Annotated in this window: 11 protein-coding genes; 4 read left to right on the top strand and 7 right to left on the bottom strand. The window is 66.8% G+C overall.

Annotation, left to right across the window (positions count from 1 at the left end):
* Nucleotides 1–123 precede the first annotated feature (123 nt).
* The gene (locus EDF57_RS18300; protein ID WP_134095281.1) at nt 124–405 is read left to right on the top strand and encodes a DUF1294 domain-containing protein; all 282 of its coding nucleotides are present in this window, start codon (nt 124–126) and stop codon (nt 403–405) included.
* A 3-nt stretch (nt 406–408) separates the two neighbouring features.
* Here the strand turns inward: EDF57_RS18300 and EDF57_RS18305 are convergent, their stop codons facing one another.
* From EDF57_RS18305 to EDF57_RS18325, 5 genes are all read right to left on the bottom strand, one after another.
* A complete protein-coding gene (locus EDF57_RS18305; protein ID WP_134095282.1) occupies nt 409–1986 on the bottom strand; it encodes a carboxylesterase family protein in 1578 nt (525 codons plus the stop codon).
* A 75-nt stretch (nt 1987–2061) separates the two neighbouring features.
* On the bottom strand, nt 2062–3072 hold the full coding sequence (locus EDF57_RS18310) for a sugar kinase (protein WP_134095283.1): 1011 nt from the start codon (nt 3070–3072) through the stop codon (nt 2062–2064).
* Nucleotides 3073–3086: 14 nt separating this feature from the next.
* Nucleotides 3087–3857, bottom strand: a complete 771-nt coding sequence (kduD, locus tag EDF57_RS18315) for a 2-dehydro-3-deoxy-D-gluconate 5-dehydrogenase KduD (RefSeq protein WP_134095284.1) — start codon at nt 3855–3857, stop codon at nt 3087–3089.
* Between the two features lie 211 nt (nt 3858–4068).
* Nucleotides 4069–4905, bottom strand: a complete 837-nt coding sequence (gene kduI / locus EDF57_RS18320; RefSeq protein ID WP_132263944.1) for a 5-dehydro-4-deoxy-D-glucuronate isomerase — start codon at nt 4903–4905, stop codon at nt 4069–4071.
* 171 nt (nt 4906–5076) lie between these two features.
* Nucleotides 5077–6111: a LacI family DNA-binding transcriptional regulator gene (locus tag EDF57_RS18325; protein ID WP_132263942.1), complete on the bottom strand. Its 1035-nt coding sequence runs from the start codon at nt 6109–6111 to the stop codon at nt 5077–5079.
* Nucleotides 6112–6391: 280 nt separating this feature from the next.
* Here EDF57_RS18325 and EDF57_RS18330 point away from each other — a divergent pair, with 280 nt between their 5' ends.
* Nucleotides 6392–7195 (top strand): 2-keto-4-pentenoate hydratase, encoded by an 804-nt coding sequence (locus tag EDF57_RS18330; protein ID WP_134095285.1) that lies wholly within the window; start codon nt 6392–6394, stop codon nt 7193–7195.
* Between the two features lie 55 nt (nt 7196–7250).
* A complete protein-coding gene (locus EDF57_RS18335; RefSeq protein ID WP_134095286.1) occupies nt 7251–8606 on the top strand; it encodes an MFS transporter in 1356 nt (451 codons plus the stop codon).
* A gap of 69 nt (nt 8607–8675) precedes the next feature.
* Here EDF57_RS18335 and EDF57_RS18340 read toward each other — a convergent pair whose 3' ends face one another.
* Entirely contained in the window at nt 8676–9983 is a 1308-nt protein-coding gene (locus tag EDF57_RS18340; RefSeq protein ID WP_134095287.1) for a cytochrome P450, read from the bottom strand.
* 178 nt (nt 9984–10161) lie between these two features.
* Here EDF57_RS18340 and EDF57_RS18345 point away from each other — a divergent pair, with 178 nt between their 5' ends.
* Nucleotides 10162–11430 (top strand): amidohydrolase family protein, encoded by a 1269-nt coding sequence (locus EDF57_RS18345; RefSeq protein ID WP_132263934.1) that lies wholly within the window; start codon nt 10162–10164, stop codon nt 11428–11430.
* Nucleotides 11431–11800: 370 nt separating this feature from the next.
* Here the strand turns inward: EDF57_RS18345 and EDF57_RS18350 are convergent, their stop codons facing one another.
* The gene (locus EDF57_RS18350) at nt 11801–12523 is read right to left on the bottom strand and encodes an extensin family protein (RefSeq protein ID WP_132263930.1); all 723 of its coding nucleotides are present in this window, start codon (nt 12521–12523) and stop codon (nt 11801–11803) included.
* Between the last annotated feature and the right edge of the window lie 10 nt (nt 12524–12533).

Below are 12533 nucleotides of genomic sequence, written 5' to 3' on the forward strand. Positions count from 1 at the left end.
CCGTGTCAGTCACTGCACTTGCATGCCACGATGACAGTTTGCGGGCAGTCTGGCCAGTCTTACGGGCGGTTTGCCGGTTCTTTCGGCTGGACGGAGCCGCGCTCTGCTGGAATGGCGGCGGGGATGGACATTCCCACCCTTGTTGCCGCCTATCTCGCCCTGGCCAACCTCATCGCCTTTTTCGCTTTCGCCTTCGACAAGGGCCGGGCGATCGCGGGCGGACGGCGCGTGCCGGAGCGGCGCCTGCTGGCTTTCGCCGCGCTCGGCGGCTCGCCCGGCGCCCTGCTGGCGCGCCGCGTGCTGCGGCACAAGACGCGCAAGCAGCCGTTCGTGGACCGGCTGCGCTGGATCGTGACGATTCAGGTGGGCATGGTGGCGGGCCTGATCTGGGCCGCCTGGGCCTGACGATCAGGTGCCGGGCTGGACGTAAGGCGCGGTAGCCCAGAGCTTGCGCTGCCAGCCGCGGGGGTCGTCCTCCATCCGCGTCTCCTCGCCGAACACCATCGTCGCCCGCGTGGGGACGGTGTAAGGGCGCCAGTCCGCCGCCCGATCGCCGGAGCCGGGACGCCCGGTTTTCGCAAGGCCCGTGAAGGCCGCCATCATCGTCTTGCTCAGCGCCCGGGCCTTGTCATCGGTGCCGGAGAAACTGCCCGGAGCGTCGAGCGTGCCGAAGACATAGGGAATGTCGTCGGTATGCGCCGCGCCGCGCAGGGGATCGACGGGCGAGGGGCGTTCGAGCTGGTAGACCCAGGTGGCCTCGGCCCCGGCTCTGGCGCGCGCGTCCGCCTCGATCACCTGGCCCGGCCATGAGCGGCCCGCGGTGGTGGCGGCATAGTAGATCTGCTCGGCGGTCCAGTCCGGCTGGCGGGCGCGGTACTGGTCGATCATCCACTGCGGATCGAGGTCGATCTTGACCTCGCGGCCGACGCGCTCGGCGAGGTTGCTCCAGTCGAGGCCCTTGAGCCTGGGGCCGCGCGGGTCGAGGAAGGCGCGCGTCTCCTCGCGGGTATTGCCCAGGATCATCGGCACCGACACGGACTGCGGCGCGGCGTCCGGCCAGAAGGGATGGCGCGGCAGATTGGTCATGTCCAGCACCGGGCCGAAGTAGAGCGGGCCGCTGCCCATGACCGGATCGGTGGCGGCAAGGCCGTCCACCAGCCGTTCGATCGGCAGGTTGCGCAGGCCCTCGACATCGCCGGGCGCGAGCTTGACGGCGGCCATCAGCGCCTGCGTGCGCGCCCAGGCATGCATCGGGCCGCTGGCCTGGACTTGCTGGCCGCTCATGGTCGCGGCGCTGTGGAACAGTCCCCGTGCGGCGGGCATGGCCATGAGCGTGGCGATCTTGGCACCGCCGCCGGACTGGCCGAACACCATGACGCGCGCCGGGTCGCCGCCGAACCGGGCGATGTGATCGCGGACCCATTGCAGCGCGAGGATGAGGTCGAGCTGGCCCAGGTTGCCGCTATCGGCATACGTCGCGCCGAAGGGCTTGAGCCAGGCATAGCCGAGGGCATTGAGGCGGTGATTCACCGAAACGACCACCACGTCGCCGCTGCCCGCCAGCCGGGCGCCGTGGGTGAGGGGGTCGGTGACCGAGCCGGTGGTATAGGCGCCGCCGTGGAAATAGACCATGACCGCGCGCCTGGCGGCCGGGTTCGCCTCGGGCGTCCAGAGGTTGAGGAAGCGGCAGTCCTCGGCCTGACGCTCGCTGTCGAGGCCGCGCTGGGGGCAGATCGGGGCGAAGGCCTGGGCCTTGACCGGCGGCCCGGCCCAGGGTTCGGCCACTGCCCGCGCGAACCGCGCGGCGCGGCCGTAGCGGATGCCCTTGAAGGCGAGCACGCCCTGTTCGGCAAGGCCGGTGTAGCGGCCGACGACCGGCGCGGCGGCCGAGCCCGGCGAGGGCCGTGCCAGAAGCGGCGCGGGGGCTGCGGCAAGGGCCGCTGCCGATGCCACCAGGGTGCGGCGAGTGATGCGCGGTGCCGTCATATGCTCCCTCTCCCCCAAGTCGTGCCGGATCGGGTCCGGGGCGACGATCCGGCCGGCCTCAGCTTGCGCCCAGGCTCACCGCCTGACATCGCCTCCGGAAATCGAGAAGGCGTCCAGTTCGGCGCGGCCGATGAGGCTCATGTCGCCGTGCAGCGAGTGCTTGAGCACCGTATAGGCCAGCCCCGCATGGGCCATGGCGGACAAGTCGCCCGCCTCCAGCCACTGGTGCAGCACGCCGGCCGCGAAAGCGTCTCCGGTGCCGATGCGGTCGACGATGCCGGTCACGTCGGCTTCGGCGGTCTGGACGGCATCGTCCCGGCCGTCGACGCGGGCGGCGATGCGGTGGTGGCCGGCATTGACGACATGGCGCGCGGTCGAGGCGATCACCTGCAGGTTCGGGAAGGCCGCGAAGGCCGCCTCGGCCGCTTCGCGGCGGCGGTCAGCGCCGTCGCCGGAGAAGGTCTCACCCAGCAGCAGCGAGATGTCGCGGTGGTTGCCGATCATCACCGTGGCGGCCGAAACCATCTCGGTAAGGATCTCGCGCGGGTTGCTGTCCCAGCTTTCCCAGAGGAGGGCGCGGTAGTTGCCGTCGAAGCAGATCGGCACGCCGGCTTCCTGCGCGGCGCGCACTGCGGCCTTGGCCAGCGAGACGCCGCCCGGCCCGAGCGCCGGGGTGATGCCGGACAAGTGCAGCAGACGCGCGCCGTCCAGCGCGGCGGCAAAGTCGAAATCGTCCACGGCGGACTGCGCGAAAGCGCTGCCGGCGCGGTCGTAAGTGATCGCCGAAGGGCGCAGGCCCGCGCCGGTCTCCAGGAAATAGAGCCCCATGCGGCCCGGCCCGGAGGTCACGCCGGCAAGGCCCACGCCTGCTGCGCCCAGCGCCGCGCGGCACTTGTCGCCCAGCGGGTTGGCGGGCAGGCGGGACACCATGCGCACTTCGTGGCCGAGCGAGGCAAGACCCGAGGCGACATTGGCTTCGGCCCCGCCCACGACCATGTCGAGCGCATCGGACTGGACCACCAGCCGCGCGTCATGGGTGGCGAAACGGATCAGCACTTCGCCGAAGCAGGTAACGTGGCCAGTCATAGTCTAGAAATTCCTCAGCGCGCGAGCCAACCGCCGTCTACGGCGAGGACGTGTCCTGTCACATAGTCCGAAGCCGGGGAAGCCAGGAACACGGCGGCGCCGGCAATATCCTTGGGATCTCCCCAGCGGCCGGTGGGAATGCGTTCCAGAATCTGGCGGTTGCGCGTCTCGTCGCCCTGCAGCGCGGCGGTGTTGTTGGTGGCAATGTAGCCCGGTGCGATGGCATTGACCTGCACGCCCTTTGGCGCCAGTTCGTTGGCCATGGCCTTGGTCACGCCGCCCACGCCGGACTTCGCCGCCGCATAGCTGGGCACGCGGATGCCGCCCTGGAACGTCAGCAGCGAGGCGATGTTGACGATCTTTCCGGCGCTGTTGCCTTCCCGGGCGCGCTCCACCATGCCCCTGGCCGCCGCCTGGCTGAGGAAGAACAGCGTCTTGAGATTGGTGTCCATCACCGCGTCCCAGTCCTCCTCGGAGAACTGGAGCAAGTCGTCGCGGCGGATGATGCCGGCATTGTTGACGAGAATGTCGAGCTTGCCCAGCCCGGCCACCGCCTCGTCGATCACGCGGCCCACGGGCTCGATCGAGGAGAGGTCGGCCTTGATGTTCACGCACTTGCGCCCGGTCGCTTCGATCAGCGCGATGGTCTCGGCCGGTTCGCTGCGGCCGGCCAGGGCAACGTCCGCGCCCGCTTCCGCAAGCGCCACGGCTATGGCCTGCCCGATCCCGGTGTTGGCGCCGGTCACCAGCGCGGCCTTGCCTTCGAGGCTGAAGGAAATCGCCATAAGTTAAGTCCTGTCCCAATCTCGTTCGTGGCCCGGAAATCCCCCGAACCCATCTTCGGCCCCCACTCCTCTTCGGCCCCACTTCGTCATTGCGAGCGTAGCGAAGCAATCCAGAGCGGTGGTCCACGACGCCCTGGATTGCTTCGTCGCTCCGCTCCTCGCAAAGACGAGGGCAGGGGAGCGACGAGGCAAGTTCCGAAAGGCTGCTGCCTTACTGAAGCTGGCAGATATCCAGCACGTTCATGTCGGTATAGTCGAGGTTTTCCCCGCCCATGGCCCAGATGAACGCGTACTTCTTGGTGCCCGAGCCCATGTGGATCGACCAGGGCGGGCTGATGACCGCCTCTTCGTTGGCGATCACGATGTGGCGCATCTGGTCGGGTTCGCCCATGTAGTGGAAGATGCGGTCGTTCTCTTCCGGCAGCTCGAAGTAGAGGTAGATTTCCGAGCGGCGGTCGTGGAGGTGCGGCGGCATCGTGTTCCAGACCGAGCCTTCTTCCAGCACGGTGAGGCCCAGCAGCAGCTGCGCGCTCTCGCAGACGCCGGGGATCACCAGCTGGTAGATCGTGCGCTGGTTCGAATTGGCAAGATCGCCGCGCGCCAGCGGGTTGGCCTGGTCAAGCGTGATGTGCTTGATCGGCAGCGTCTTGTGGGCGGGAACCGAGGCGATGTAGAAGCGGGCGGTCTCGCCCTCGAAAGTGACCTCGGTCGAGCCCATGGGCACGTAGAGGCATTCCTTATTCTGCATTTCGAAGCGCTGGCCATCGACCGTGATCGCGCCCGGACCGCCGATGTTGACGATGCCGGCTTCGCGGCGCTCAAGGAAGGGGTGGCCTTCCGCGCTTTTCGGCACGGTCTGGGCGGGCAGCTTGAGCGGCCCCTGCGAGGGCACCGCGCCGCCGATCACGAAACGCTCGTTGTGCGAATAGTTGAGGCTGACCTTGCCGTCTTCGAACATGCCGGTGACGAGGTAGCGATCGCGCAGTTCCTCGTTGGAGACGCACTCCATCATGTCGGGATGGGTGGCGTGGTAGGTCTTGCAGAACACGGGGGCTCTCCCTTGTGGAATTCAGTTCCGTATGGTGGGACGTTATTACGCTTCAGGTCAAGTCTTATCCGGTCTTGGTAACCGGTGTCAATGTTCCGCCGGGCGTGTTTCTCCCCGGTTCCGGCGCGTCCGTTTTCGGCCGCGGCAGCGGGCCGGGTGTCCGGTCGGCGCTCAGGCCGTGCGTTCGGGCGCGGCCACCGAGGCGCGGCGCACCAGGTCGGAAAGGAACAGCGAAGGCTGGTCGGCCGCGCCGCCCGGGTCGATCAGCTTGTGCGCGGCGGCCGTGGCCATCGGCACGATCGGCCAGCGCACGGTGGTGAGCGGCGGCCAGATATGGGCGGCGATGGCGGTATCGTCGAAGCCGATGATGGAGAGCTGCTCGGGCACGGAAATGCCCTTGGCCCGCGCCGCATGGAGGACGCCGGCGGCCATCTCGTCATTGCTGCAGAAGATCGCGGTGGGGCGCGGATCGGCGGAGAGCAGGCGCTCCCCCGCGGCCAGGCCCGATTCGAAGCGGTAGTCCCCGCGCGCGCCGATCTTCGGATCGAGCTTGAGCCCGGCCGAGGCCAGCCCGTCGATGAAGCCCAGTTCGCGCTCGTGCGCCGAGCGGAAGCCCTCCGGTCCGGCGATGAAGCCGATGCGGCGATGGCCCAGGCTGGTCAGCCACGACACCGCTTCGCGCACGGCATGACGGTCGTTCGAGGCGACGAGGTGGCTGTCGTCGTCCAGCCGGGCCGAACCCATGCGCACCAGCGTGCAGCCCAGTTCGCGGCAGACCGCCGCCAGTCCGTCGTTCTCGGAAATCGGCGGCAGCAGCAGCACGCCGTAGAGCCGCTGCTGTTCGATGAAGCGGCGGATGTCCTCCAGCATCGTCGGCGAGTGGCGGTCCACCGGGCGCACGACGAGGGCGAACTCGGTGTCGCGGATGGCTTCGAGAATGCCTTCCTGCACGCCCAGCACCATCTGCGCGTTCGGGTTGTCGTGGATCAGGCCGATGAGGAAATTGCGGCGCAGCGCCAGTGCGCGCGCCTGCGGATTGGGCACGTAGCCGATCTCCGCGATCACAGCTTCCACTTTCTCGCGCGTGGCCTGGCCCAGGAGCGGGGACTTGTTGATGACGCGGCTGACGGTTTTCTTGGAGACGCCGGAAAGGCGCGCGACGTCGTTGATGGTCGGCTTGGTGTCGCGTCTGAATTCGTCCGGCATCCTAGCCCCTTTGGCGGCACCGCTTGCGGCTTCGCCCGATATGTTGTGAGCCGCTTGCCTTCTTGCGCGCGGAAAGGCAAGATGACACCGGTTTCCATATCTTGGAAGCCCTCAATTTCGCGTTACCGCCACCTGCGGCGTACACGCCCTCCGCTCCACCCGCTGCCCCGGCAATGCAACCCTTTGACAAGGCCACGGGATCGAGAGGCATCGCGCTTTTGATTTGCCTATGACACCGGTTTCCTTTAACGACGGCAACCAGAACAACGAAGGGTTTGGGATGAGTTCCAACGAGCAGGCCAGAACGATTGCGGGGGCATTCGTATCGGCGCGGCGCGAGATGCGGGCGCTGGCCGAATACCCCGGAGAGGCACCTTCCGATCTTGCCGCCGCCTATGCGATCCAGGACCTTGCCATCGGGCTGGACGGCCGCACGGTCGCGGGCTGGAAAGTGGGCAGGATCAACGTCCCCGAAGACACGCGCCTGGGCGCCGACCGGCTGACCGGGCCGATCTTCACGGACAGCGTCGTCACCGCCGCTGCGGCGGAGGCGCCGGAAATGCCGGTCTTCGCCCGGGGCTTCGCCGCGGCGGAAGCGGAATTCCTGCTGCATGTCGCGCCGGGCTGGGACGGTGTCGTGCCTGCCGATGACGAGGCCACCCGCAAGGTGCTGGACGCCGTGCACATCGGCATCGAAGTGGCCAGCTCTCCTTACCCCGGCATCAACGCCGATGGGCCGCCGGTCACCGTTTCCGATTTCGGCAACAACGCCGGCATGGTGATCGGTCCGGTGCTGGAAGGCTGGGAAACCGCCACTTTCGAGGCGATCACAGTGCGCTTCGAGATCGACGGGCAGGAGATCGCCTCGGCAACCACCGCGACCATGCTGGACGGCCCGCTGGGCGCGGTGCGGTTCCTGCTTGCGAACCTTGCCTCGCGCGGTATCGACTGCAGCGGCGGGACCTGGGTTTCGACCGGCGCGGTCACGGGGGTCCATCCGGTGGTGCCGGGGCAGAAGGTTCTGGCGCATTTCGAGGGACATGGCAGCATAGGCTGCAAGATCGCGGCGGCGGTGCCCGCATAGGAAGAATGCATCGGCAGGCCCGAAAACGGTGCCGCCGAAGAGGGAGCAGGATCAGATGAACGCAGGCATTCCCGAAAGCCATCTCACGGATGGTTCCGGAGCCGCCAAATCCGCAACGGGGGTTCCCGGAGCAGACGGTTCCGGGGCCGACCGCCAGGGAATCCATCCCACCGCGGGGCGCTATCGCTGGGTGATCGTCGCGCTGCTCTTCGCGGCGACGGCGATCAACTATATCGACCGGCAGATGATCGGCGTGCTCAAGCCCACGCTCGAGGCTGAATTCCACTGGACCGAGTCCGACTTCGCGGGAATCGTCTTCTGGTTCCAGCTCGCCTACGCGATCGGCTACCTCTCCTTCGGCAAAGTGGTGGACGTACTGGGCGCGCGGATAGGCTATGCCATCGCCCTGGTCATCTGGACCATCAGCCACATGGCGCACGGCTTCGCCAGCGGCGTGACCTCCTTCGCGATGGCGCGCTTCGGCCTCGGCATCGGCGAATCGGGCAATTTCCCCGCCGGCATCCGCGCCGTCACCGACTGGTTCCCGCAGAAGGAGCGCGCCTTCGCGATCGGCCTGTTCAATGCCGGCGCCAATGTCGGCGCGATCCTGACGCCGCTGATCGTGCCGCTGCTGGTGCTCTGGTTCGACTGGCGCGTGGCCTTCTTCGTCACCGGCATCTTCGGCATTCTCTGGCTGATCGCCTGGTGGGCGATGTACCGCCATCCCAACGAGCATGCCCGCGTCACGCGCGGCGAACTCGCGTGGATCCAGCAGGACCCGGCCGACCCGGTCGAGAAGATCGGCTGGTCGAAGCTGCTGACCGTGCGCGAGACCTGGGCCTTCGCCCTCGGCAAGTTCCTGATCGACCCGATCTGGTGGTTCTTCCTGTTCTGGCTGCCGGGCTACCTGTTCGAGCGCTACAACCTCGACCTCAAGACCTTCGGCCTGCCGCTTGCGGCGATCTACCTGATTTCCGACCTTGGCAGCGTGGGCGGCGGCTGGCTTTCCTCCAGGCTCATCAAGGCGGGGAAGACGCCGAACTTCGCGCGCAAGATCACGATGCTGATTTGCGCCTTCTGCGTGCTGCCGATCTGGTTCGCGCAGTCGCTGGACAGCGTCTGGGCCGCCGTGCTGGTGATCGGTATCGCCACGGCCGCACACCAGGCCTTCTCGGCCAATCTCTACACTTTCCCGTCCGACGTCTTCCCGCGCGGTGCGGTGGGATCGGTGGTGGGCATCGGCGGCACCGTCGGCGCTTTCGGCGGCATGGGCATGGCGCTCTTCGCGGGCTACATCCTCGACACGACGCACAGCTACGAGGTGCTCTTCGGGATCTGCGCAGGGGCCTATCTGCTGGCGCTGGCGGTGGTTCACCTGCTCAGCCCGAGGCTGGCACCGGCGAAAGTCTGAGAGCGCCGGACTTGACGGCCAGGTTCCGGGGGCGATGCCCCCGGAACCTGCGGCCACCTGCCGCTTCGGCTACGACGCTGGCGGTGACGTCACGTCCCAGACGATCGGCAGGTTGCGGATTGACAGCAGCCCCGGGAACACGGCCGTGTCCGCGCCCGGCTTCACCCGGAATTCGGGAATGCGCGCGAACCATTCCTCCAGCAGCAGCCGCAGCTCGCGCCGCGCCAGGTGCGCGCCGAGACAGATGTGCACCCCGCCCACGAACGTGAAGTGACGGTTGGCCTTGCGCTCGGGATCGAAGGTGCGCGGGTTCTCGAAATGGGCAGGGTCGAAATTGCCCGAGGGGTTGAGGCAGGAGAACGAATCGCCCTGGCGCACCTGGATCCCGTGCCACTCGAAGTCCCGGGTGGCGGTGCGGGCGGACGAGAGGATCGGCTGCGTGCGCAGGAATTCCTCGACCGCCGAGTTGATCAGCGCCGGATTCTCGCGGATGCGCCGCTGCAGGTCGGGCTGGAGCGCGAGACGGCGGAACATCTGGGCGATGGTGGCCGCCACGGTATCGAGGCCGCCCAGCCAGAGGAACCACACCATGCCGATCTTCTCGTCCTCGGTTGGCGGGCGGCCTTCGGCCTGGCCGCCGATCCTGCCGTGGACGATGGCGGAGACGAGGTGCTCGTCGGGTTCCGCTTCCTTCTCGGCAATGAAGCCGCGGAGGAATTCGAGCACGCCGCGCAGTGCGGCCTGCATCTTTTCGAGGCTGCCGGAATGGAGGATGTCCCATTCCCAGTCGAGGAACTGTTCGAACTTCTCGTCGGGAAAGCCCATCAGGCCCATGAATATCCGCACCGGATAGACCCGTGCGAAGTCCCAGGCCATGTCGACCTCGCCCTTGCCCGCCACGGCGTCGATCATCTCGGTCACTACGTCGCGGATGCGCGGTTCCAGCTCGCGCGTGATCCGGGCGGGCGAGAAATAGGGCATCAGGTAGAGCCGGTACTTCTGGTGGTCGGGCGGATCGATGGCGAGGGGGATCGACTTGAAGGTCTCGCCGATCAGCCGCTGGAATTCGGCCGTGCCCGCGTTCGAGAAATGCGCATTGTCGGTATAGACGCGCTCGATGTCCTCATAGTGGCTGACCACCCAGTTGCCCTGCTGCCGCCCGCTGATCGCGCCCAGGCCGTGCCGGGCCGGCGGCGCGTAGAGCAGGCGCGGGATCTCCGGGCCGGAAAGCCAGCCGCAGGGCTCATAGGGATCCAGGAGGTCGTTGGGCTCGGTGCCCATGGCAAAGCCCAGGTCGACGATGCGATCCTTCGGAACGTTGTCCGGGGCGGCATCGAAATCGACGCGGATGTCGTCGAGCGTTCGGATTTGTGGCATGATGTTCTCTCCCGAGGCCATGGATGCCCGGGCATCCCCCGCGCGGCAAGGCGCAGCGCAGCGCGCGCGCGGTTCCCGGCAGGGGTTGCGGCCATTCATCGTCTCGGCGTTGGGCTCTCGATTGACCCGCAGCCCCCGAGGTTGCGACATGAGCCCCAATTGTTTTGGGAGACAGGCCATGGCTGATGGCGACACGAAGGAAATGCAGGAATCTGCGCGCAAGTACTGGTCGGCGGAAGGCTACACCAAGGGCGGAGTGATCCGCGAGGTTGACTACGCAACCCAGTCCGGCGGCCTCGATCCGACGCTGGAAGGCATCAAGATCGTCGATACGGACACGCACCTCAGCGAACCGCCAACGCTGTTCACGGACCGCGCGCCAGTGGGCCTGAAAGCCAAGATGCCGTTCGTGAAGCGCGATGCCGACGGGGTGGACCGCTGGTACATCGGTGACCGCAACTGCGGCTCGCTCGGCGGCAACGTGATCCGCAAGGACAACAACAAGCTGCTCGGCCGCCTGGCCTTCCCCACCCTGGAGGAAGCCCATCCGGGTGGTCACGAGATCGCCCCGCGCCTGAAGGCGATGGACGACATGGGCGTCTATGCGCAGATCTGCTTCCAGAACTCGGGCATCACCCAGGCGGGCATGCTGATGACGCTGGGCGACGACGATCTCGCCGTCACGATCATGAAAGTGTTTAACGATTTCAACGCCGAATATCAGCGCGACTCGGGCGAGCGCCTGTTCCCGATGGCGCACCTGCCGTTCTGGAACAAGGCGGAGATGGAGAAGGAAGCCCGCCGCTGCATCGACATGGGCCTGCGCGGCTTCGTGCTGCCCGATACGCCCGAGCGCGTCGGCGTGCCCAGCTTCAACCATGAATACTGGACGCCGTTCCTCGAAATGATCGACGCGGAAGGCATTTCGCTCAACTTCCACCTCAACGCCGCGATCGACCCGAACACCCTGACCTGGGAAGGCTTCGCTTTCGAACAGACCCTGTCGGTGGTCGCGACGATGTTCTCCATCGGCAATGCCGCGACGCTGGGCAACTGGATGGTCTCGGGCCGACTCGACCGTCACCCGAACCTCAAGATCGGTCTGATCGAGAGCGGCATGGGCTGGGTGCCTTTCGCCGTGGAAGCGCTGGAACACCAGTTCCAGGAAATGCTCCCCAGCAAGCGCAACGTGCTGAAGAAGCAGCCCTGGGACTACTTCCGCGACCACTTCAAGTGCACCTTCTGGTTCGAGAAGATCGCGCCCAAGCTGCTGCTGGAAACCATCGGCGTCGACAACGTGATGTTCGAAACCGACTTCCCGCACCCGACCTCGCTCTATCCGGGCGTGCAGGCACATATCAAGGACGTGCTGGGCGGCTACGATTACGCGGTGAAGAAGAAGGTCCTCCAGGACAACGCGGTCAATTTCTACAAACTGCCGTTCTGAGTAGATCGAAAGCCTGAAGCCGTGCCGGGGCGAGCAGTCGCTCCGGCACTGTTCACTCCGGTTCGGTTGTTTCTCATGCGGCGATCGCGCAAAGGCGCGTTACGAAGCCTTGATAATCTTGTATTTTACTACATGCTAATGAGTAATCGCTGGATCGTGCCCCGTTCCGGTCCTCGTTCCATCCTCGCCCCTGGAGGAGCTCGTGATGCTCATTCTACCGCGTCATGCGGAGAACCAGCCCTTCGCCGGTGCGATCTAGAGCGCGTAAAACGCTCATAACCGCACAAGTCACGAACACGCGGCTCAACCTGAAGGCCGGCCTGCCGAAACTGATGACGATGGACCTGACCTCCAAAATGAACGCCAAGCCTTAGCGGCAGAAGTTCGCGCCGTCCGCTTCGAGGTGGAAGTGGTTCTTGTGGGCTTCGTTGTAATCGGGGCCGAGCGTGGTGCCGAAGCGTTTGCAGGCGCTGTCGTGGACGACGCGCAGGAAGCGGCGTTCGGCGGGGGTGCCGTTGCTCCAGTCGCCCAGCACGGTGATGCGGCGGCCGTCGGCCAGGACGAAGCCGGACACATCGATGGCATTGGCGGTGGCATGGCCTGAGCGGCGCGCAGTGCCGGCGACGTTGCGGCAGTTGTAGCTGCCATAAGTCTCGATGCTCAGGATGCGGCTGCCGAGGATCTGCTGCGCCGCCCGGTCGACGCCGTAGCGCGCCCAGGCCGCGAAGGGCGTGGCCGTGGTGCAGGTCACGGGGCCGAGGTTGGTCACCGATACGGTCGCCCGGTCGGTGTTCAGGGCCGAGAGTTTCACCGTGCCCAGGGTGGAGCAGCCGTTCCCATAGTACCGGTCCGTCACGGGCGTGAAGACGGCGTTCTGCGCGCCGAGCGTTGCCATGCACTGGCGCAGTTCGCGGGAAGGCGGCGGCGCGGCGGGGCGCGACTGGGCCGAGGGGCGGGCGCCTCGTCCGCGCGGCTGTTCCGCGCGATCGATGCAGCCGCTCAGAACCGCCGCCAGCGGCAGCAGCAGCGAGAGGCCCAGCGAAGACCGTGAAGGCAGCAATCGGTGCGGCGGCGTCGTAATCCGGGGCGTCATCATCGCGTCC

It is taken from the genome of Novosphingobium sp. PhB55, from assembly GCF_004368805.1.
Lineage (GTDB): Bacteria > Pseudomonadota > Alphaproteobacteria > Sphingomonadales > Sphingomonadaceae > Novosphingobium.

What these genes read in the sequence shown, in the direction of transcription:
- EDF57_RS18340 (WP_134095287.1), bottom strand. Translation starts at nt 9,983, where the DNA reads ATGCCACAAATCCGAACGCTCGACGACATCCGCGTCGATTTCGATGCC.
- kduD (WP_134095284.1), bottom strand. Translation starts at nt 3,857, where the DNA reads ATGGCGATTTCCTTCAGCCTCGAAGGCAAGGCCGCGCTGGTGACCGGC.
- EDF57_RS18310 (WP_134095283.1), bottom strand. Translation starts at nt 3,072, where the DNA reads ATGACTGGCCACGTTACCTGCTTCGGCGAAGTGCTGATCCGTTTCGCC.
- EDF57_RS18350 (WP_132263930.1), bottom strand. Translation starts at nt 12,523, where the DNA reads ATGACGCCCCGGATTACGACGCCGCCGCACCGATTGCTGCCTTCACGG.
- EDF57_RS18305 (WP_134095282.1), bottom strand. Translation starts at nt 1,986, where the DNA reads ATGACGGCACCGCGCATCACTCGCCGCACCCTGGTGGCATCGGCAGCG.
- EDF57_RS18335 (WP_134095286.1), top strand. Translation starts at nt 7,251, where the DNA reads ATGAACGCAGGCATTCCCGAAAGCCATCTCACGGATGGTTCCGGAGCC.
- EDF57_RS18300 (WP_134095281.1), top strand. Translation starts at nt 124, where the DNA reads ATGGACATTCCCACCCTTGTTGCCGCCTATCTCGCCCTGGCCAACCTC.
- EDF57_RS18330 (WP_134095285.1), top strand. Translation starts at nt 6,392, where the DNA reads ATGAGTTCCAACGAGCAGGCCAGAACGATTGCGGGGGCATTCGTATCG.
- EDF57_RS18325 (WP_132263942.1), bottom strand. Translation starts at nt 6,111, where the DNA reads ATGCCGGACGAATTCAGACGCGACACCAAGCCGACCATCAACGACGTC.
- EDF57_RS18345 (WP_132263934.1), top strand. Translation starts at nt 10,162, where the DNA reads ATGGCTGATGGCGACACGAAGGAAATGCAGGAATCTGCGCGCAAGTAC.